Here is a 20,663-nt window from a genome sequence, read left to right as displayed (position 1 = left end):
CTCCGAGTCCGTAACGCGTGCCCGGGCTCTCTGCTTGTCTTCGGGTCAGCTTCGTCGTCGGACACGGTGATACTGGCCGGGTGAGCGCTGCCGGCGGAGGACCCGAGCTCCTCGAGGCCGGACCGCCGCCGGTCTCCCCCACCGCTCGTCGGTGGCGGCTCGTGGCGGTGGCGGTGGCGGTGCTGCTGGCGCTCACGGTGGGCGGGCTGTGGGTCCGGGGCCAAGAGGAGCGCGCAGCAGGCCCGGTCTCCTCACCCAGCCCCAGGTCGCCTTCGTCCCCGTCGCCGCTGCCGGTCTCCTCCACCCGCCTGCCGCTGCCGACCGCTCCGGTCGTGCTGCGACGTAACGGTCCCCCGATCGAGGGACTGGGCTCGGGCGACCTGTTCGTCCGCAGCCTGGACACGGTGTACCGCATCGGGCTGACCACGGGCCGAGTGACCGCGACGACGGCCGCGGTGGGCATGTCGGCGCCGGTCGGCTTCCTGGCCGGACCGTCGGAGGTGGTGCTGCGGCCGCTGGACCGCGTGCCCGGTCTGGTCGTGCCCGATGACCGGCCGGCCGCCGAGCTGCGCGGTCCGCTCCGCCGAGCCAGCCGGCTGCTGCCGGCGACCGACGGCCAGCTCTGGGCCGGGCGGCCGTTCGACGGCCGCAGCTCGCGGCTGACCCTGTACCACTTCGACGGCACCTCGAGCGGCGTCACCGTGCAGGCGAACGGCTCTTTCCTGCCCGACGGTGCGGGCGGCCTGCTGCTGGTCGACGGCGGCGGGGTACGCGAGCTCGTCGGGCCAGGTCGTCGGATCACCACCGGGACGGTGCTGGCGACCGGACCGCACCACTACCTGCTGGCCGACTGCCCGGGCGGTCGGACCTGCATCACCTCGCGCTACGACCGCCGCACCCGGAAGCCGGTCCGGGTGCCGGCGGAGCAGGCCGGCCTCTACGGCGGGGGCGGCACCATGTCCGGCGACGGCCGCTACGTCGCCGCGATGACCTACGGTCCCGACGGCTCCGCCGTCGCCGAGGTGGTCGACCTCTCCTCCGGTCGGATCGTCGCCACGCTGGCCGAGCCGAACGCCTCCGCCGACATCACCAGCGTCGCGTCCTGGTCAGCCGACGGGCGGCGACTGGTGGCCCTCGACGACGGGCAGCTGGTCGTGCTCGACCCCGCGACCGGCGAGCGTTTCACCCCCGACCTCGACCTGCCGAGCCTGTTCGGGGTGGCTCTGCGGAGCTGATCTCAGCCGAGCAGCACGGCCAGCCAGTCGGCTTCCCGCCGGCCGATCCAGTCGGCGTCGTCGGACCAGATCTGGCCGTGGCCCTCGCGCCAGAGCGTGCTCCAGGGCTCGCGCCCCGCCGCGGACTCCGTGGCGAGCAGGTCGTACATCGACCGGGCCCGGACGCTCAGCATCGGCACCAGGGCCCGCCGTTGCGCCTCGTCCAGGCCGTACGCGTCGACGAGGACGCGCAGCCGAGCGCGCGTGTCCCAGACCTGGAACCGCGGGTCGGCGCTGAGCGGGACGAAGCCGTGGGCCGCGTAGGCCAGGTCCCAGAGCCGGGTCCCGGGTGCGGCCGCATCCCAGTCGATCAGCGTCCAGCCGTCAGCCGCGTCGACGACCAGGTTCCAGGGCGCGAGGTCGTGATGGATGATCAGGTCGGCCCCGTCGGCGGGGATCAGCGCGTTCCAGCGGGCGTCCGGCGGCGGCACGAAGCCCTCGACGGCGTCGTGGAAGTCCCTGACCAGCCGCCCGACGCGCGCCAGCCGGTCGGCGGGGGCAACCGTGTCGAAGTGGTCCGGCCAGACCACCTCGCCGGGGACGAAGCTGAGCACCTCGCGGCCCTGCTCGTCGATGCCGAACGGCCGAGGCGCCGGGAAGCCGGCGCCGTGCAGGTGAGTGAGCAGGGCGTGCACCGCGGGCGTCCAGGGTCCGGCGGGCCGCCGTACGGTGTCGCCGATCCGGACGACCCGGTTGACGTTGCCTCCGACCAGGAGCTCCTCGGCCTGGCCCCCAGGGCTCGTCGGCTCAGCGGCCGAAGCGGCGTTCACGCTGACCGTAGGAACGGAGGGCTCGGATGAAGTCGACCTTGCGGAAGTCTGGCCACAGGGCCTCGCAGAAGTAGAACTCGCTGTGCGCGGACTGCCACATCAAAAAGCCCGACAGCCGTTGCTCACCGGAGGTCCGGATGATCAGGTCGGGGTCGGGCTGACCCTTGGTGTAGAGGTGCTCGGCGATGTGGTCCATGTCCAGGGTCTTCGACAGCTCCTCGATCGAGGTGCCGCTGGCGGCGTGCTCGGCCAGCAGCGAGCGGACCGCGTCGCGCAGCTCGTAGCGGCCGCCGTAGGAAACAGCGATGTTGACGACCATCCCCGACAGGTCAGCGGTCTCGGACTCGGCCCGCCGCAGCAGCTCCGCGGACGCTTCGGGCAACAGGTCCAGGGCGCCGAACGGGTGCAGCTGCCAGCGCCGGCTCAACGCGAGGTCGGTGACCATCTCCTCGATCACCTGCAGCAGCGGCCCGACCTCCTCGGCGCTGCTGCGGGTGAAGTTGTCGGTGGACAACACCCACAAGGTGACGACCGGGATGCCGATCTCGTCGCACCAGTCGATGAACTCCTTCAGCTTGTTCGACCCCGCCTGGTAACCGGCGACCAGTGGTTGTCCTGGCGCATTGTCCCGGGCCCAGCGTCGGTTGCCGTCGGCCAGCACGGCGACGTGGTGCGGCAGCCGGCTGCGGTCGAGCTCGGCGATCAACCGGTGCTCGTAGGTGGCGTAGAGCAGACCAGAGGGGTGCAACCGGTCGACGAACTCCCTTAACCGGTCCACTCGCGCCACGCCTCGCAGCGTAACCGTCCCACCTGAGGACGCTGTGAGGCGCACGCGCAGCCAGCCCACCAGAACCTACGCCACCGTAGGTTCAGCCGGTACCCTCGTAGGGTGCCTCGCCCTCGTGCCTCCGACTCGTCCCGCACAGACCCACCAGCATCGCCGCGGTACGCCGAGCCGCTGGCCCAGGTCGCGGCCGAGGTCAAGCCCCGACTGCGCGGCTGGTTGCACGCGGCCACGGCCCCGCTCGCGCTCGCGGCGGGCGTCGTCCTGGTCGTGCTCGCGCCCACCGAGACCGGCAAGGTGGGCGGTGCGGTGTTCCTGGCCGCGTCGGTGCTGCTCTTCGGCACCAGCGGCCTCTACCACCGACGCAACTGGGGCGACCGGGGCGAGGCGGTGATGCGGCGGCTCGACCACGCCAACATCTTCGTCTTCATCGCCGCCAGCTACACCCCGATGGCGCTGATGATGCTGGACGGCCGCTCCCGGTCGGCACTGCTGACCATGATCTGGCTGAGCGCGCTGGCTGGGTGCGCGTTCCGACTGTTGTGGCTCAACGCGCCGCGCTGGCTCTACACCGCGCTGTACCTGGTGATGGCCTGGGCGGCGATGGGCTGGCTGGGCGGGTTCTACGCGTCCGGCGGGCTGACCGTGGTGCTGCTCATCCTCGGGGGCGGGCTCTGCTACAGCCTCGGCGCCGTGGTCTACGCCCGCAAGCGGCCGAACCCGTCCCCCGCCTGGTTCGGCTTCCACGAGATCTTCCACGCGGGGACGGTCGCCGGCTTCATCTGCCACTACGTGGCGATCTCGCTGGTCACCTACCGGGCGGTCTGAACCGCGAGCTGCTCGGTGAGGGCCGCCGCGGTGGTCACCGGCAGCCGGCAGACGAAGTGCTGGCAGACGTACGCGGTCGCGACGCCACCCAGGGCGGCACGGTCGGCGAGCAGCGCGAAGCCCGGCCGGTCGCCCTCCCCCGCCACGACCACCGACCCGGCCGGGGTCGTCCGGTACGCCGCCCGGACCAGCGCGTCGCGTCCGGGCCCGGGCGTCCCCACCACCGCCACCTGCACGGGGGCGGCACCGGGGCGGTGCCGGCTGACCGCGTCGGCCAACAGCCAGCCGGCGAAGCGCGGCGCCCGCCGCACCAGGCCGCCCGCGGTGGCCGCCGCGCGCTCGGCCCGCTCGGCGTAACCGTCCTCGCCGGTCAGCTCGGCGAAGAGCTGGAGGGCGTGCACGGCGGCGCTCAGACCCGACGGGGTCGCGTTGTCGGTCGGGTCCTGCGGCCTGGCGTACAGCTCTTCCGCGTCGGCGGCGGTGTCGAAGAAGCCGGACCCGCCGTCGTCGAAGGCCTCGAGCAGCACGTCGAGCAGCAGCCGGGCCCGATCCACCCAGACCGGGTCGGCCACCGCGGCGGCGAGCCGGGTGGCGGCCATGGCCACCGCGGCGTAGTCCTCGAGGATGCCGGGCGCCTGGCCCACCTCTCCCAGCCGAGACGTCCGGCACAACCGGTCGTCGACCCAGTGCAGCCGCCAGATCAGCTCGGCGGCCGTCCGGGCCGCCGCCAGCCAGTCCGGCCGGTCGAAGACCATCGCCGCCGAGACCAGCGCGTCCACCGTCCAGCCGTTCCAGGCGGCGACGACCTTGTCGTCCCGGCCCGGGCGGGGCCGGTCCTCCCGGGCGGCCGCGAGCCGGCGGCGGACCTCAGCCAGCCGTTCAGGTTCAGGATCGGCCAGCAGCTGCAGCGTGGACCGCCCGTGCTCGAACGTCCCCGCGTCGGTCACCTCGAACACCTGCGCGGCCCACTCGCCGTCGTCGGGGCCCAGCACGGCGCGCAGCTCCGCCGGCGTCCAGGCGTAGAAGGCGCCCTCCTCGGCGTGGGCCGCGCCGCCTGACCCCGGCGGCAGCGAGTCCGCGTCGAGACTGGCGGCGAACCCGCCCTCGGGGGTCAGCATCTCCCGCAGCAGCCACTCGACCGTCTCGGCCACCACCCGGGCGGTGAGAGCGGACGGGCTGCGCCGCCACCCGTGGGTGTAGGCGCCGAGCAGCAGGGCGTTGTCGTAGAGCATCTTCTCGAAGTGCGGCACCACCCACGCGGCGTCGACGCTGTAGCGGGCGAAACCGCCTCCCAGCTGGTCGTACAGGCCGCCGCGCGCCATCGCCTCCAAGGTCTGCCGGGCCATCAGCAGCGCGTCCTCGCCGCCGTCGCGCAGCAGCGCCTCGAGCACCATCGACGGGGGGAACTTCGGCGCCCCGCCGAAGCCGGCATGCCGCGGGTCGAAGTCGGCGCGCAATGCGGTCAGGGCCTCGTCGAGCTCGGCCTCACCCAGCTCACCAGGCAGGGCGGTCACGGCCTGGCTCGCGAGGTGCTCCACGATCTGGCCGGCACTGGTCAGCACCCCCGACCGCCGCTCCTGCCACGCCGAGCCGATCGCCTCCAGCAGCTGGCCGAAGGAGGGCAGGCCGTGCCGCGGCAGCGGCGGGAAGTAGGTGCCGGCGTAGAACGGCCGCCGGTCCGGGGTCAGGAAGACCGTCATCGGCCAGCCGCCCTGCCCGGTCATGGCCTGGGTGGCCCGCATGTAGACCGCGTCCACGTCCGGACGCTCCTCGCGGTCGACCTTGACCGCCACGAAGTCCCGGTTGACCAGAGCCGCGGTGTCGGGGTCCTCGAACGACTCGTGCGCCATCACGTGGCACCAGTGACAGGCCGCGTACCCGACCGACAGCAGCACCGGAACGTCCCGCTCGCGGGCACGGTCGAACGCCTCCGGGCCCCACTCGTACCAGTCCACCGGGTTGTCCTGGTGCTGCAGCAGGTACGGGCTGCGGGACCACCTCAGTCGGTTCATCGAGCCTGACCCTTCTCGGACGTCGGTACGCCTGCACAGTGCCCAGACGGCCCGAGGGCAAACACCCGCCGCCCTCGTTCACGCGAGTGTGTCGGGTCGCATCTCCACCACGTCGCGGCCGCCGTACCAGGACAGCTCGGGGTCGCGACCGCCGGTGTCGAGGTAGTACCGGACCGCGCGCACGGCAGCGGCGCGCCGGCACGTCTGCCACGCGGCGAAGTGGCCCACGACCCCGGCGACGGTCACCTCGACCTCGTCTCTGGCCCCGCCGGCGGTCGTCAGGTGGTACCAGCTGTTGGGGCTGATCGGTCGGGTCGTCGCAGTGGTAAACCATCAGCGCGCCACCCGCGTCGCCGGCCACGTCGAGGCGACTCATGCCCAGGACGACGGAGACCACGGTGCGGGTGCGGCCGTCCAACGCCGCAACGGCATCGAGGACGACCTCGGCAGCGGGTCCGCTAACCGTCTGCTGCTCAGCGCCATCGTCGCGCGTGAGCACCAGACCGGGACCCGTGGCCGGGGTGGTCGAGGGAGGCGGGCCGGTCGGGCCGGTCGCGGACGGGACCGACCGGCGAGCCCCGCGAGGCCGTCGAGCCAGGTAACCGCCACCCAGACACCCCCCGAGAAACCCCAGGATGGTGGCGATCCAGAGGTACGGACCGAAGTCCCCGATCGCGCTCACGACCACAGCCGCCACCACGCCGACGAGGAAGCCGATGGTGGTCCACGTTCTCGGCAGCAGCCCCACCCCGAGGCCGACGGCGGCGCAGTGCGCGACGACCGGAAGGATCTCGGAGGCGGCCGAACCCGCCGCGAGCGGCCAGACCGCCGCCACCACCACCGAGACGCCCGCGATCACCAGGTCGACGACGTTCGGCTGGCGACTCGTCGCCCTGCCGGTTCGCGAGCGCGGCGCCATCCTGCTCCTAGGAGCCCGACCCGAAGACGTCGTCGGAGGCCCCGAGCGCCGTACCCAGGCCTGCCTGACCTAGCATGGCTCGGGTGTTCGGGCCGCTCAGGTTGGTCACGGCCCGACAGCATACGGGGCCCCGAAGTACGACAACTGGCTGAGGGTGTTCGTGCCGCGAGGTGCCCCCACCCGGCCCGACACCGCCCCACCGACGGTGTTGACGCCCCCGGAAAGGGCAGCTTGCCGGAGGTCGATGGACTGGCCCGCCACCATGTTGTTGGCCACCGACCCGGTGGCGCCGGCCGCGAAGTTCCCCGCCGCGCTGAACGCCGTCGCCCTCAACCCGGCGGAGCTGCTGCCCATCGCACGCGCCAGCGTGCCGCCAGCTAGACCCGCGGGGCCGCCGAAGCCCCGGAGACGCACCGCCCACGCCGCCAAGCCCTCCTCGTCAAGTTCGTGCTCATATCGCCAAGGTTCGTGGCTCACTGCATGCGACACGCTGCGGCTGAGCTCTACCCCGGTCACCGCCACCACGACCGCCCTTCTCGGTCTGCCCAGTCGCTGCTCGCCCACACCCAAGGCCAAGCGGCAGAGCTGCTTTCTGATGACCAAGGCCGCTGGTCCCCAGGTCTTGAAGGGGGCATCAGCCTCAGTCGATCAAGTCTCCCCCTCGAGGATCAACCACGGTTCAGGTCTGTGAGCCCAAGCTCCACAACTCTCACCAACAATGCTGGGGACATAAAATCTGGAGGCAAATCGTCGCCGATCATGGACATCGATTCCGGCACTCCTCGCTGCCAGCAATCAGCGTGGTCGACGCCGGTCGGGCACCGTCCGCATGTGGACGACGTCCATGGCGTCACCGACCGACCCATCGCGGGTACCAAATGAGCAGCACAGACCAAGAGCTCCCGTGGCGAACTCATGCAGAGTACGCCAATCAGCCTCTAAGCAGCTCGGAATAGGGTGCGAGTCACCGTCAGTCCTCACCGCATGTTCCGCTCACTACCATCGCGGCCAGCATCGGCTCCGTCATGGCGGCGAATGGCTTCGAGCAACTCAGTCAATCTTAAGTCTGCATCAACTCAGTTCCGGTCCTCGTAAGAAACCGATTCGGTGAGCTGTTCTGTTCGTGAGGAATCGCGCGAGTCCGCAGTAGTAGGAAGACGAGCCTCAGTTTCTTCCGGTGTCAACAACGTCTTCTACTTCTCACGTGGCCCTTGTTGAGATGTTGCCATCCAGACCACGGCTCAGGCCGATGGTAACCAAATCCGCCTCTCACGCTTGGAAGACGCAGGATGGACGCCCAGTCCTGAAGCCCGACGACATATCGCATCGAGCAGTCGGATTCGACTCGGAAGCGGAGGCCGTAACATTTCGCCGCGAAGCCTGGCCGGCAACCCACGGTTGGCCGGTTGTTATGTCGGCCCCGACTGCGCCACCGGCGTCGCTCAAGCCAACGGGATCGCGGAAGACCGGGCACTCTCCCACGTGGTCTATCGCGGGTAGAGGGCCATCCGCTACCTTACCTCTGACTTGTTGCCGCAACTTTGCGCCCAAGTCCAAACTTTCGTCTCATCTCCATGCCTGACCGAAGGATCAATCCCCAACCAACACCTGTTGCAGTTCTGTGAAGATCGTCAAATAGGTAAGCTTATCAAAAACCGGCGGCCGCCATTGCTTGGCCTGGACGTGGCGAAGGAAATCTGGATCGAATCCGATACCGTAAGCTTCGACATAGTCCGCCGCATCTGACCGCCAATAGTAAACACCATCGCACTTGACGCCGCTGCCTCCGGCCACAGCGAAACGGCCCTCCAGAACGTCCCTCGTGTACTCCATCCAGGCGAGGAAGACAGGGCAACTTCGCAGGTAGGTGGCGGCGGTTAACCGCATGTCTTCTGGTAGACGACCCCTCTGCTCACCCAACGCAACAGGATCGATGCCGCCCCCAGGAGTCTTGATGAAGGGGTGGAGGGGCTTCAACACCTCAGTGAGTCCCTTCTAGAAGATCGCCAGTGACTGGGTGAAGCTGAACAAGATGTGGCGACGCTCGTACGTCCGCACGTGGACTTGTGCGAGTTCGCCAGCTGTACTGCGAGCTCCGTGGCACATGACGAGGTTGATTGGCTGGCCCTCACTATAACTGGGATTGGCCCGCACAGCGTCAGCAATCTGATTAGGATGGGTCACCATTCCGTTAATCCATGGTTCGCCGTCCGGCGTGCCGTGGAGGATCACGTCATGCCCGCCACCATGACCTTGAGATCGAGCCAGATTGGTGAGTGTGTTTTCATCATCGCCGATGGCGGTTGCGGTTGGGCTGTGGTGGACCGTAGCTCCATTGTCGAGGAACGAGTCCATCTGCGCGGAAGCGGAGGTTGGTACGTCTGGCGTCGCGCGTACGTTGCTGATCACGCGGCCCGCGGTGGTGGCGATGCCGTGACCGGCGGCGCCGCCGACGCCGCCGATCGCGGCCCCGGTGGCGCCGCCACGGGCGGTAGCACCGGCGAACCCCCCGACGGTGTGCGGGCCGGGACCGGTGGCGTACTGGTAGCCGCCGGTGGCCGCGCCAAGCTTGGCGGCCGCGAATCCGCCACCGACCGCCCCGGCGGCGAAGCTGACGCCGACCTCACCCCAGTTGACCTCACCGGTAGTGGCCTTCTGGATGATCGTGTCCGCGCCGACCGAGATCAGCATCGCCCCGGCGGGACCGCCGACCCCAGTGATCATCAAAGCGCCGCCGGCGACGATCATGGCGCCACCGGCGATGTACTCCCGGTTGTTCTTGGCCCAGCCGGTGATCCCGTTGCTGTCGCGGTAGTGCTGGAGCTCGGCGTCGGTGAGCGGCTTGAGGCCACGCGGGTCGAGGGCGTGCACCGGGTCGTTCCCGGCGAACGCGTACGGGTTCCCGGCCCAGCCCGCGCCTGGGATCGGGGCGAGCGGGTCGACCGACAGGAAGCCGCGGGAGGTCGGGTCGTAGACCCGCGCTCCCATCCACTCCAGACCGGCGATCTGCACCTCACCGGAAGCGCCGACCTGGACGCCGCCGAGGCCAGCGAGGCCCGCCGCCGACCCCAGGCTCCAGGGGTCGCTACTGGTGCTGCGGGCGGTCCGCCAACCCGGCGCGGACCACTCGCCGCCGATCCCGGTCACCGCACCGGCGGACACCACGGACACCTCGCCGGCCAAGACCGGCGCACCGGCGTAGGCGGCGGTGTCCCAGAAGAACTCCGCGTCGTCGACGCCGGCCAGCTCACCGAGCGCGTCGGTCCTCAACGTGGTCCGGCGAACGTGGTCCTGACGGTGGTCGGTGACGGTGGCCAGGTGCCCGGAGGCGCTCCAGCCGAACTCGCGGGAGCCGCCGTCCTCGGTCGTGGCCCGGGTGCGGCGCCCGGTTCCGTCGTAGCCGTAGCTGACCCGCCGACCGCTCGGCCCGGTGCTCCTCAGGAGCTGGCCGGCCAGGTCGTAGTCGTAGCGGGTGGTCTGGTCGTTGCCGGTGACCGCGGTGACCCGGCCGTCGTCGTCGCGCTCGATGGCGGTGCGGGGGGATCCGTTGTCCTCGGTGAGGGTGTGTCCGACGACGAAGCCGTCTGTGTGCTCCCAGGCCTGGATGAGCCCGCCCGCGGTCGCGGCGACCAGCCGCCCGGCCGCGTCCCGGTCGAAGGTGGCTCAGTCGAGCAGCGGGTGCTCCACCGAGGTCAGCCGGCCCGCCGCGTCGCAGCCGTACGAGGTGGTCAACCCGTCGGGGTCGTCATCGACGTCCGCCGACCCTCCGCGTCGTAGGTCCAGGAGATCTCACGGCCGTCCCGGCTGCGGCGGACCAGCTGGCTGCGCCGGTTCCACTCCAGCACGTGCTGGCGTGGCTGGTCCTGCATCCGGTCCTCGATCGTGACCGTCCGCGCGCGGAGGTCGCGGGTCAGGGTGGTCAGGGTGCGGCCGTCGACCGCCATCGACAGCGGCCGGCCGGCGGCGTCGTAGGTCCAGCTGGTGGTGTGGCCGTCCGGGTCGGCCTGCCAGACCAGCCGGCCCGCCCCGTCGTACCCGGCACGGGTGGTCCGCCCCAGCGGGTCGGTCTCGGCCACGCACCGGTTCATCCCGTCGAACTCACGCCGGGTGACGCCGCCGACCGGGTTGGTGATCTCCACCGCCCGACCCAAGGTGTCGTAGCCGTACCGGGTCACCCCGCCGTTGCCGTCGGTCACCGCGACCAGCTGACCGGCCTGATCGTAGGAGAACCGCCGCTGTCCCGACTGCGGGTCGCGGGTCTCCACCACCCGACCGCACCGGTCGTAGCAGTAGCGCAACGTGCCGATGCCGGGCCGGCGGTACTCCACCACCCGACCGCACACGTCGTAGCGGGTCCGCGCCACCTCACCGGTCGGCAGGGTCTGCTCCACCGGGTGCCCGTCGACGTCGTAGCCGATGGTCGTCGTCGCGTCCAACGGGTCCGTCACGGTGGCCAGGCGGCCGCACCGGTCGTACGTGTAGCGGGTGACCGCACCGGTCGGGGTGGTCACCGTCATCGGCCGGCCAGCAGCGTCCCGCTCGATCAGGGTTAGCGCACCTTCCGGGTCCAGCGCCTCCACCGGCCGACCGCACCGGTCGTAGGCCAGCACGCTCGCCGAGCCGTCGATCTGGCCCAGCGAGGTGACCCGGCCCAGCGGGTCGAACGCAGTCGTCGTGGTCGACCCCTGACCATCGTCGACGCGCACCGAGCCGGCCGCCTGGTCGGCGGAGGGGGACGTTCACCGTCTCGGAGCGCTCACGGTCGTCGGAACGGACGTGCCCGGGTCCTTGGGCCGGTTCGCGTGAGCTCCGCGACAGACACGTGACAGGACCTGCGCGGCCCTGAGTCTGAGGAGGCGGTGCGGGTGGGTCGGCTCAGCCGATCGGTGAGGTCGGCTTGCCCACGTCGTCAGTCGACCCGGCGGTGGTCGACCCGTGCTCGGTGGTGGGCGGCACGGTCACCGGCTCGGCGGCCGCCGGCTGATCGTCGGGGAGGAAGTTCGCGTCGACGCGCCGGAACTGGCGACGCATGCTGCGGAAGAGCAGGTACATGACCGCGGCGAGCGCGATGGTGATCAGGAACGGCGTCCAGCCCGGCTTCACGATGTTGGGGTCGAGCTCGAGCAGGATCATGCGGCGAGCCTACCCGGCGAGCGCAGCCTCGGCCGGGACAGCGATCCCCGCGAACAGGTCGTCCTCGGGCAGCTCGGTCGGCACCTCGCTCGCCACGAGCTGCCAGTCCTCGCTGGGCCAGGCGCGCTGGTGCACCTCCAACGGCACCGCGAACCAGGCCCCTTCCGGGTCGACCTGGGTGGCGTGGGCCAGCAGGGCCCGGTCCCGGACCGCGAAGTAGTCCGAGCACGGCACCTGCGTGGTCAGCCGAGCCTCGTGGTCGGGGTCGACGGTCCAGCCCGCGAGCCGCTCGGCGTACGGGGACTCCATCCCGCGCTCGGTCATCGCCCGGTCGAGCGCCTCGATCCGGGGCCGGTTGAAGCTGAGCTGGTAGTAGACCTTGAGCACCTGCCACGGCTCGCCCAGCTCGGGCGCCGCGGCCGGATCGGCCGCCGTCGCGACCGCGGCTATGCTGATCAGGTGGCACATGATGTGGTCGGGGTGGGGGTAGCCGCCGTTCTCGTCGTACGTGGTGAGCACGTGCGGCCGGAAGCGGCGGATCAGCTCGACCAGCGGAACGGCGGCCTCGTCGATCCCCAGCGTGGCGAACGAGCCCTCGGGCAGCGGCGGCAACGGGTCGCCCTCAGGCAGGCCCGAGTCGACCCAGCCGAGCCAGACCTGCTCGACGCCGAGGATCTCCCGCGCGCGGTCCATCTCCTCGCGGCGGATGCTGGCGATGTTGGCCAGCACATCCGGACGGTCCATCGCCGGGTTGAGGATCGACCCGCGCTCGCCGCCGGTGCACGTCGCCACCACGACGTCGACACCTTCGGCCACGTACCGGGCGGTCGTCGCCGCACCCTTGCTCGACTCGTCGTCGGGATGGGCGTGCACGTGCAGCAGACGCAGGCGCTCGCCGTGGGCGTCCACGCGGAGCGCGGGGTGTTTCATGGGCAGACATGCTGCCACGGCGGCGGGGAGGGGTCCGCGCAGAGGCGGGCAGAATGGGACGGTGACCACAGACGGGGCGAGCACCGCCGGGGCAGCCGACGCCGCCGTACGGCTGAGCCGTCGCTATCCCCCGCCGCGGGTGTCGCGGCCGGTGCTGATCGTCCTGGTGGCGGCGGGCAGCGCCGTGGCCCTCGGCTGGCTGATCTGGGCGGCCCTGCTGCACGCCGAGCCGGTCGTCTCGGCCCAGGTGCCCTACTACAACGTGACCTCCGACACGAGCATCGACGTGACGATCACCGTGCAACGCAGCGATCCGTCCATCCCCGTCACGTGTCGGGTGATCGCCCAGGCCACCGACTTCCAGCCGGTCGCGGAGCTGCAGGTGCCCGTACCGGCCAGCGCGGTCAAGCTCGCCGACGTGTCCGTCAAGCTGACGACCCTGCGCCGGGCCACCTCGGCCTCGGTCAGCGGCTGTACCGCCGACTGAACGGCCGGAATTGCTAGAGTGCTCAGATGTCTGAAACCACGACCCACACGATCTGGCTGACCCAGGAGGCGTTCGACAAGCTCCAGGGCGAGCTCGACCACCTCTCCGGTCCCGGTCGGGCCGAGGTCTCGCAGAAGATCGCCCGCGCCCGTGAAGAAGGTGACCTGCGCGAGAACGGGGGCTACCACGCCGCTCGGGAGGAACAGGGCGTGCAGGAGGCTCGGATCCGGCAGCTGGCCGACATGCTCCGCCGCGCCGAGGTGGGCGAACCGCCCGCGCACGCCGACGAGGTCGGACCGGGTACACAGGTGACCATTGCCTTCGACGGCGATGAGTCCGACACCGAGACCTTCGTCCTCGGGTCGCGCGAGCTGCTCGGACTCGACGAGAGCGTCGGCACCAACGTCTACAGCCCGCAGTCCCCGCTCGGCTCCGCCATCCTCGGCCGCAAGAAGGGGGATGCGGTCTCCTACACCGCCCCCAACGGCCGGTCGATCGACGTGACGATCGTGAAGGTCGAACCCTTCCAGAGCTGAGCCGGCTCGCGTCGACACTGCCCCTACGCCATACCGCGCCCCTCGGCTGCTGCCGCGCCCTTCCCAGAGGGCGCGGGAGTGCGCTGCAGGGCGCGGGAGCGAGCGCCCGGTCGAGGGCACGGGCCCGCTCGAGCTAGAGGTTGGCCAGCAGGGTCGCCGCCTCGTCCGGGCTGAGCGCGCCACTGGCGACCTCGGCCAGCACCTGGTCGCGGGTCGGTCCCGCGGCTGCAGGCTCCGTCGGCTCGGCCAGCCCGAGCTTTTCCAGCAGCGCATTGAAGCGGAGCCGGGCTGTCGGGTAGGAGACCCCGAGGTGCTTCTCGAGGTCCCGCAGGTTCCCGCGCGAGGCGAGGAAGACGCGCAGCATCTCGGTCTCGCGCTCGTCCAGGCCGCAGAACCCGCAGGGGGTGAAGGTCCCGGCCAGCTCGCTGCCGCACGACCCGCAGCCGAGCCGGGTGACCGAGAGCCGGTCGCCGCAGACGGGGCAGTCGATCGGGGCGCGGTGCTCGTGCACCGGTGTACGCCGTGCGTCGGTCATGCCGCCCCCTCCTTGGCCGCGTCGGACCCGACCCGCACCTGGGCGTGGCCCATCACGACCTGTACGTCGAGCTTGGCGCTGCCGTTGCCCATCACGACCTCGTCGCCGGCGCCGCTGTGGCCGCCCGTCCAGGTGACCTTGCCCAGCTGGGACTCTCCCGTCACCGTCACGTTCGAGTCGTCGGCCAGCGTGATCGCCAGCGAACCGGACTCGGCGCGGATCCGGTTGCGGCCGGCGTTCACCGCACCCTTGATGGTGGCTGACCCGGCCTGGATGAGCGCGTCGTTGATCTGGTTGACGTCGAGCAGCTTGGCGCTGCCGGCGGTGACCCGGATCTTGCCGAGGTGCGGCACCCGCTCGGTGTGCAGGCTGCCGGCCGTGACCTCGACGTCCACGATGATCGAGGGGTTGACCCGCAGCAGCAGCTCCTTGCCGAGCCCGAGCGCCCGCAGGTCCTCGAGGTTGCGCGGCGCACCGCGCAGGATGCTGAAGCCGTCCAGGCTCGGCCCGATCTCCCCGTCGCTGGACACCTCGAGCACCGAGCCGTTCCGGCGGAGCACGTGTGGGCCGTCGGCCGAGAGGGTCGCCACCGCGGTCTCACCCAGGATGCGGACGCGGCGTCCGACGGCGCGGACCGAGATCCGCTCGACCCCGCCGGTGCCTGCCGGCTTGGTGGGCGGAGCCTCGGCCGCCGGCTCGGACGGCGTGGGTGGCGGCGGTGGCGCGAACCGCTCCGTGCTCTGGCCCGCGTGCTGCGGTCGGCCGGTCTCCTTGGCCCAAGGTTCCGCCGGCTCCGCTGCGGCCGCGCCGACGGGTGACGCAGCGGTGCTGTCCGCTGCGCCGTTGCCGGACGGGAGGGCGTCGATCAGGCGGGCCGCTTCGGCTGCGTCGATGCGACCAGCGGCGAGCTCCTCGAGGATCCCGGCCATGGTGTGAGTGTTCATGCTCCGAATGTAAAGCCAACCTTTCGAGAGTGGAAGGTGAAGTGCTCGACTCAGGGGTGAGTCAGGGTGAGCGTCTCGAAGCGGCCGGTGCGGTCACACCTGCACGGCCGATCTCTCGAACGGGCTCGGCTGGCCCCTTTCTCGGGCATGATGGGCCGCTCGCGTGAAAGGACTGATCTGTCGATGGTCGACGTCAACACCAGCAACATCGATGCGCTCAAGGGCATGTCGGATGTCGAGTTCGACTTCGGCGTCTCCAGCACCGTCAAGGCGACGTTCCGCGCCGAGGCCACGACGGTGTCGGGTCAGCGGGGCTCGCGGGCCACGTGGCGGACCACCGGGCTCACCGACTTCAAGGGTCACTTCTCGGAGGTCTTCCGGCAGAACGGGCAGACCCAGCTGAACGACCTGGACGAGGTCGTCAGCAAGCTGCGCCAGGTCGCGACCGAGATCGAGAAGGTCGAGCAGGCGGCACGCGAGGAGAACCAGCGGCGGAAGACGGCGCGCGAGTGGGCTCAGAAGGAAGCGGACCGGAGCGGCTTCGACAAGTGGGTCGACGACCACATCACCGGCGGCGACGACCCGCCTGCGGTCACCCTGTCCGACACCGGACCGTCCGCGTCCGTCCCGCAGCCGGCCAAGAGCGTCCGCCAGACCCCGCCCCCCGCGACGGGCGGCGGTGGGGGCGGGGGCACGTCCTCGGCTCGCCCGTCTCAGCTGCGGAGCTTTGCCACCAGCAGCCAGGCCGGTGACACCGAGCTGTCAGGGTCGGCCGGGCGGCTGGACGGGCAGGTCGCCGACTTCGCCGCCTCCTGCAGCTGGGCGACGCTGGACGCCAGCGGCCCCATCCTGGGGCTGCGCGAGTGGTTGAGCGCCAACGGCGAGGACGCGACGTGGGCGACCACGGTCGCGGACGCGTTCAAGAAGGCCGGCAGCGAGCACTCGGTGTCGACGCTGTCCAACCAGAGCATCGAGGCGGCCCTGCGGGCCAACCACGTGGCCGTCACGCGGCGCGACATCGAGATCGACCCGCCGACGGCCTACGGCAGCCCGCCCACCACGGGCTACTCCAACGACCCGGTCAACACCGCCAGCGGCAACTTCACCGAGGACGAGAGCGACCTCAGCTTCCCGGGCCTCGCGGGCGGGCTCCAGCTGGGCCGCAGCTACAGCTCGATGAACAGCTCGGTCGGCGCCTTCGGCCGGGGCTGGTCCTCCTGGACCGATGCCGGCCTGCGGGTCGACGCCGAGGCGGCGCGGCTGCGGCTCTCCGACGGACGCGAGGTCGTCTTCCCCCGGCTCGGCGACCGCTGGGAGCGCGCCACGGGCGAGAACCTGTGGCTGGAGCGGACGACGGACACCGCAGAGCCCGGCTTCCGGGTGAGGAACTCCTCGGGCACCTGCTGGGACCTGCGTGCCGACGGACGGCTGCAGCAGACCAGCGGAGGCCCGGGCACCCGGGTCACCTTCGACTACGACGCCCAGGGCCGGCTGACGGCGATGGCCCACGAGCACCGTCGCTGCAGTGGGACCAGGTGCAGGGGCACGGGGACGGGGCGGCCGGGCGCGTCGTCGCTGCGGTCGCCGACGACGGCCGGCAGGTCCGCTACGACTACGACGAAGCCGGACGGCTGGTCGCCGCGACCGGCCCCGGCGGGCGCCGCGAGTACCGCTGGAACGACGCCGACCTGATCGAGGCGGTGGTCGACGCCGACGGCGTTGTCGAGGCGGAGAACACCTTCGACGAGCAGGGGCGGGTGACCACCCAGCGGTCGCCGTTCGGCCGGGTGACCCGGTTCGTCTACCTGCCGGGCGGCGTGACCGAGGTGTCCGACACCGAGGGCACCCGCGCCAACACCTGGATCGCCGACGGGCGCGGCCGGCTGGTCGGCGTGATCGACGCCGAGGGCCACCGACAGTCCACGAGCTACGACCGCTTCGGCAACCCGGTGACCGTCACCCAGCGCGACGGCTCCGCGGTCGTGAGCTTCTACGACGAGCGCGGCCGTCGGGTGCGTCAGGTGACCCCGACCGGGGCCGACCTGAGCTGGGAGTACGACGACGCCGACCGGGTCGTGACGGTCACGGTGACAGGGGACGACGACGCCGCCGAGGCCGTCACCCGCTACCGCTACGAGGGCGACTCGCGCGACCCGGCGGAGTCCGTCGACGCCGAGGGTGGCGTCACCCGGATGCGGTGGGAGGAGGGCCTGCTCCGTGAGGTCGTCGATCCCGAGGGCGTGATCCTGCGGCTCGAGCACGACCAGCGCGGCGACCTGATCGCCACCACCGACGCCGAGGGCAACGTGGCCCGGCTCGAGCGCGACGAGCTGGGCCGGGTGACCGCGGCGGTCACCCCGCTCGGCCACCGGACCAGCTACCGCTACGACGGGACCGGCCCGCTGCTGTCAAGGCAGGGCCCCGACGGCGCGGTCTGGCGCTACGAGCACTCGACCGCAGGACGGCTGACGGCGGTCGTCGACCCGACCGGCGGCCGGACCGAGATCGAGCACGGCCGTCACGGCGAGCAGTCGCGGACCATCGACCCGCTCGGCCGGGCGGTGTCGACCTCCTACGACGACCTCGGCCTGCGCACGCGGGTCGAGCTGCCGGACGGGTCGCAGTGGCAGTTCAGCCACGACGCCATGTCGCGGCTGGTCGAGACCACCGACGCCGGCGACGGCCGGTGGCGGATCGGCTACGACGTCAACGGACAGCTCGCCGAGACCGTCGACCCGACCGGGGTACGGCGCAACGTCGAGCGGAACGCCGACGGGTTGCCGGCCCGGGCGGGCGACCGCAGCTCCTCGTCCGCGGCGGACTACGACGCCTTGGGCCGTACGGTCACCGAGACCGGTCCGGACGGCACGACCAGCCACTTCCGCTACGACCGGTGCGGTCGGCTGGTCGAGCACACCGACTCCAGCGGTGGGGTGACGCGGATCGAGCGCGACCGCGCGGGCCGCGCCCTGCACGTCACCCACCCGATGGGCTCGACCTTCGCCTACGAGTACGACGCCTGCGGGCGGCGCTCGGCGACGATCGACACCGACGGTTCCCGCTACGAGTTCGGCTACGACGCCGACGGCCGGCTGGTCCACGAGCTCTGGCCGACCGGCGAGCAGGCCCGGGTCAGCTACGACGAGGCCGGACGGGCGGTGGAGCGGTCGGAGCCCGGCCGCGGCACGACGCGGTTCGGCTACGACGCGGCCGGCCGGCTGGTCCGGACCTCCGACGCCTGGCACGGTCGCCGGCGCTTCCGCTACGACGCTGCCGGCCAGCTCATCGAGGCGGAGAACGCCCTCGGTGGGGTGACCCGCTTCGACTACGACGCCGCCGGCCGGTGCACGGCCGTCGTCGACCCGCTCGGTGGGCGGACCGAACGGACCTTCGACCCGATGGGTCGGGTCGTCGCCGAGACCGACCCGCTGGGCCGGACCACCCGCTACCGCTACGACGCCGCGGGGCGGCAGACCCGGAGGGTCGACGCCGGCGGCGGGGTCCTCTCCTGGGTCTACGACGAGACCGGCCGGCTGACCGACACGCTCGCCAACGACGAGCTGCTGTCCTCGGTCGAGCGCGACTTCGCGGCGCGGACCATGCGCGTGCGGGAAGGGGACACGGTCACCGAGCTGGGCTGGGACGCGGGCGGTCGGCTGGTGCGGCGGTTGCGCGGCGGCGAGGGTCTGTCGTGGTCCTACGACGCGGACGGTCGGCGGACCTCGTTCACCGGCGTGCACGGCGAGCAGACGCGTTACGAGTACGACGCAGCCGGCCGGGTGTCGGCGGTCCAGGCGCCGGGGCTGGGCCGGGCGGTGGTCGAGCGGGACGCCATCGGGCGGATCGCGTCGATGACGGCGCCCGGGCTGCACGCGTCCTGGACCTGGCAGGGCGGGGCGGTGGTCCGGCTCGAGGTGAACCGCGAGGGGTCGACCGAGGTCACCGAGATCGAACGGGACGACGCCGGCCGGGTGGTGGCGGAGGTCAGCGACGGGGTACGGACGGTCTACTCCTACGACCCGGCCGGCCAGCTCGTCGAGACCCGCCGCAGCGACGGGTCGGCGACGGCCTACCGCTACGACGCCGGCGGCCGGCTCGTCAACGAGGTCGTCGACGGCCAGCCGACCAGCTACGGCTACGACCCGGCCGGCCAGCTGAGGACCCGCCGTACGGCCGAAGGTGAGACGGAGTTCGGCTACGACCCGGCCGGGCGCCGCGTCCGCGAAGCCGGGCCGTCGGGCGAGCGTCGCTTCGAGTGGGACCCGCGCGGGTTCCTCGCCTCGATCACCACCGTCACGCACGCGCAGGACAAGGTGACGGCGCGGACGCAACGGCTGAGCGTCGACGCGCTGGGTGAGCTGTCCAGCGTGGACGGCGAGCCGGTCTCCTGGGACACCGCGGCCGCGGTGCCGGTGCTGGCGCAGGTCGGGACGGTGTCCGTCACGGGCTACGGTCCGTTGACCGGGCTGCTGCCGGACGCCGCGGGCGGCGCGGCGCAGTGGATCACGCCGGGCTGGCGGCCCGGCTCCAGCGGTTCGGACCCGTGGGACGCTGTCCCGGCGACCGCCCCGTCCGGGCTGCCGGCCGGGCTGGCGATCAGCGGGCAGGGCGGCCTGCAGGTCGAGGGGCTGGAGTGGATGCAGGCCCGGGTCTACGACCCGAGCTCGCGCGGCTTCCTCTCGACCGACCCGCTCGACCCGGTGGCCGGGTCGGGCTGGGCGGGGAACCCGTACAGCTTCGCCGGGAACGACCCCCGCAACGGGTCCGACCCGTGGGGTCTGCGTCCGGTGACGGATGCGGAGCTGCAGGCGTACCGGGACTCCAACAACGGGTCGCTGCGCAACGCCGCGTCGGCGGCGACGAGCTGGGTCAAGGACAACTGGGAGTACATCGCGGCCGGGGCGATGATCCTGGGCGGCATCGCGGTGATGGCGACCGGGGTCGGCGGGCCGATCGGGGCGGCGATGATCGCGGGTGCGCTGATGTCGGCCGGCGGTTCGGCCGGCATGCAGAAGTACCAGAACGGGTCGGTCGACTGGGGCCAGGTCGCCGTTGACGGCGCGATCGGCGGGGTCGCGGGCCTTGCTGGCGGCGGCGCCGGGGTCGCGGCCGCCCGCGCGGGCGCCCGGACCGGCATGACGTGTCTCGGTCAGAACATGCTCACCGGCGCCGCCGCCGGCATCGCCGAAGGCGGGACCGCGGGCGGCCTGTCCTACGCGACGTCGGGCCAACCGCTGACCGCCGGCGGCTTTGCCCAAGCCACATTGGGTGGCGCAGCGATCGGCGGTGCCGGCGGTGCGGCCATGGGCGGCGCCCTCACCAAGGTGTCCGGGTCGGCCTGCTTCGTCGCCGGCACCCAGGTGCTGCTGGGTGACGGCACGTCGAAGCCGATCGAGGACATCACCGTCGGTGACGAGGTCCTCGCCGCCGACCCGGACACCGGCGAGACCGTCGCGAAGCGGGTGGTGGACACCTACGTCCACGCCGACGTCGACACCTACGAGGTGCAGA

Annotated in this window: 19 protein-coding genes and 2 pseudogenes; 7 read left to right on the top strand and 14 right to left on the bottom strand. The window is 71.7% G+C overall.

Annotated elements, in window-relative coordinates:
• Positions 1-80: 80 nt before the first annotated feature.
• The gene (locus ACFE76_RS03570; protein ID WP_375430366.1) at positions 81-1,235 is read left to right on the top strand and encodes a hypothetical protein; all 1,155 of its coding nucleotides are present in this window, start codon (positions 81-83) and stop codon (positions 1,233-1,235) included.
• 2 nt (positions 1,236-1,237) lie between these two features.
• Here ACFE76_RS03570 and ACFE76_RS03565 read toward each other — a convergent pair whose 3' ends face one another.
• Complete coding sequence (locus ACFE76_RS03565) at positions 1,238-2,044, bottom strand: phosphotransferase enzyme family protein (protein ID WP_375430365.1); 807 nt, start codon at positions 2,042-2,044, stop codon at positions 1,238-1,240.
• Positions 2,022-2,831: an isoprenyl transferase gene (locus ACFE76_RS03560; RefSeq protein ID WP_375430364.1), complete on the bottom strand. Its 810-nt coding sequence runs from the start codon at positions 2,829-2,831 to the stop codon at positions 2,022-2,024. The genes ACFE76_RS03565 and ACFE76_RS03560 overlap by 23 nt, the downstream gene beginning before the upstream one ends.
• 102 nt (positions 2,832-2,933) lie before the next feature.
• Between ACFE76_RS03560 and ACFE76_RS03555 the strand changes: the two genes are divergently transcribed.
• Entirely contained in the window at positions 2,934-3,656 is a 723-nt protein-coding gene (locus ACFE76_RS03555) for a hemolysin III family protein (protein WP_375430363.1), read from the top strand.
• Here ACFE76_RS03555 and ACFE76_RS03550 read toward each other — a convergent pair.
• Positions 3,641-5,668: a thioredoxin domain-containing protein gene (locus tag ACFE76_RS03550; RefSeq protein WP_375430362.1), complete on the bottom strand. Its 2,028-nt coding sequence runs from the start codon at positions 5,666-5,668 to the stop codon at positions 3,641-3,643. The two genes, ACFE76_RS03555 and ACFE76_RS03550, sit on opposite strands and share 16 nt — an antisense overlap.
• A 78-nt stretch (positions 5,669-5,746) precedes the next feature.
• Positions 5,747-5,914: a hypothetical protein gene (locus tag ACFE76_RS03545; protein ID WP_375430361.1), complete on the bottom strand. Its 168-nt coding sequence runs from the start codon at positions 5,912-5,914 to the stop codon at positions 5,747-5,749.
• Between the two features lie 470 nt (positions 5,915-6,384).
• Between ACFE76_RS03545 and ACFE76_RS03540 the strand changes: the two genes are divergently transcribed.
• Positions 6,385-6,660 carry a hypothetical protein gene (locus tag ACFE76_RS03540; RefSeq protein WP_375430360.1) on the top strand — a complete coding sequence of 92 codons (276 nt, stop codon included), beginning with the start codon at positions 6,385-6,387 and terminating at the stop codon, positions 6,658-6,660.
• Positions 6,661-6,692: 32 nt separating this feature from the next.
• Here ACFE76_RS03540 and ACFE76_RS03535 read toward each other — a convergent pair whose 3' ends face one another.
• The 8 genes and pseudogenes from ACFE76_RS03535 to mca all read right to left on the bottom strand — a co-directional run bounded on the left by ACFE76_RS03535 (position 6,693) and on the right by mca (position 12,650).
• Positions 6,693-6,941 carry a hypothetical protein gene (locus ACFE76_RS03535; RefSeq protein ID WP_375430359.1) on the bottom strand — a complete coding sequence of 83 codons (249 nt, stop codon included), beginning with the start codon at positions 6,939-6,941 and terminating at the stop codon, positions 6,693-6,695.
• Between the two features lie 1,236 nt (positions 6,942-8,177).
• Positions 8,178-8,567, bottom strand: a complete 390-nt coding sequence (locus ACFE76_RS03530) for a hypothetical protein (protein ID WP_375430358.1) — start codon at positions 8,565-8,567, stop codon at positions 8,178-8,180.
• A gap of 15 nt (positions 8,568-8,582) precedes the next feature.
• Positions 8,583-9,857, bottom strand: coding sequence for an RHS repeat-associated core domain-containing protein (locus ACFE76_RS03525; RefSeq protein WP_375430357.1), 1,275 nt, complete (start codon positions 9,855-9,857; stop codon positions 8,583-8,585).
• A gap of 84 nt (positions 9,858-9,941) precedes the next feature.
• Positions 9,942-10,115 (bottom strand): annotated as a pseudogene (locus ACFE76_RS03520) (RHS repeat domain-containing protein); the annotation flags it as partial.
• Positions 10,116-10,250: 135 nt separating this feature from the next.
• Positions 10,251-10,319: a hypothetical protein gene (locus ACFE76_RS03515; protein WP_375430511.1), complete on the bottom strand. Its 69-nt coding sequence runs from the start codon at positions 10,317-10,319 to the stop codon at positions 10,251-10,253.
• Positions 10,316-11,293, bottom strand: a complete 978-nt coding sequence (locus ACFE76_RS03510; RefSeq protein ID WP_375430356.1) for a hypothetical protein — start codon at positions 11,291-11,293, stop codon at positions 10,316-10,318. Before ACFE76_RS03510 ends, ACFE76_RS03515 begins: the two co-directional genes overlap by 4 nt.
• 169 nt (positions 11,294-11,462) lie before the next feature.
• Positions 11,463-11,720, bottom strand: a complete 258-nt coding sequence (locus ACFE76_RS03505) for a hypothetical protein (RefSeq protein WP_375430355.1) — start codon at positions 11,718-11,720, stop codon at positions 11,463-11,465.
• Between the two features lie 9 nt (positions 11,721-11,729).
• A complete protein-coding gene (gene mca / locus ACFE76_RS03500; RefSeq protein WP_375430354.1) occupies positions 11,730-12,650 on the bottom strand; it encodes a mycothiol conjugate amidase Mca in 921 nt (306 codons plus the stop codon).
• A 61-nt stretch (positions 12,651-12,711) separates the two neighbouring features.
• Between mca and ACFE76_RS03495 the strand changes: the two genes are divergently transcribed.
• Both ACFE76_RS03495 and greA read left to right on the top strand, forming a co-directional pair.
• A complete protein-coding gene (locus ACFE76_RS03495; protein ID WP_375430353.1) occupies positions 12,712-13,137 on the top strand; it encodes a DUF4307 domain-containing protein in 426 nt (141 codons plus the stop codon).
• 26 nt (positions 13,138-13,163) lie between these two features.
• Positions 13,164-13,673, top strand: a complete 510-nt coding sequence (gene greA, locus ACFE76_RS03490) for a transcription elongation factor GreA (protein WP_375430352.1) — start codon at positions 13,164-13,166, stop codon at positions 13,671-13,673.
• 133 nt (positions 13,674-13,806) lie between these two features.
• Here the strand turns inward: greA and ACFE76_RS03485 are convergent, their stop codons facing one another.
• Both ACFE76_RS03485 and ACFE76_RS03480 read right to left on the bottom strand, forming a co-directional pair.
• Positions 13,807-14,208, bottom strand: coding sequence for a DUF2089 domain-containing protein (locus ACFE76_RS03485; protein ID WP_375430351.1), 402 nt, complete (start codon positions 14,206-14,208; stop codon positions 13,807-13,809).
• Positions 14,205-15,152 (bottom strand): hypothetical protein, encoded by a 948-nt coding sequence (locus ACFE76_RS03480; protein WP_375430350.1) that lies wholly within the window; start codon positions 15,150-15,152, stop codon positions 14,205-14,207. Before ACFE76_RS03480 ends, ACFE76_RS03485 begins: the two co-directional genes overlap by 4 nt.
• A gap of 147 nt (positions 15,153-15,299) precedes the next feature.
• Between ACFE76_RS03480 and ACFE76_RS03475 the strand changes: the two are divergent.
• Together ACFE76_RS03475 and ACFE76_RS03470 are read left to right on the top strand one after the other, a co-directional pair.
• A pseudogene (locus tag ACFE76_RS03475) lies at positions 15,300-16,646 on the top strand (DUF6531 domain-containing protein); the annotation flags it as partial.
• Positions 16,647-16,687: 41 nt separating this feature from the next.
• Positions 16,688-20,663, top strand: a 3,976-nt coding sequence (locus tag ACFE76_RS03470) for an RHS repeat-associated core domain-containing protein (protein WP_375430349.1), incomplete at its 3' end; no start/stop codon positions are given.

This window comes from uncultured Friedmanniella sp. (assembly GCF_964244005.1).
Taxonomy (GTDB): Bacteria; Actinomycetota; Actinomycetes; order Propionibacteriales; family Propionibacteriaceae; genus Microlunatus.
Note: the sequence above shows the minus strand (reverse complement) of the source record. Positions and strands in the feature narration are given on the sequence as shown.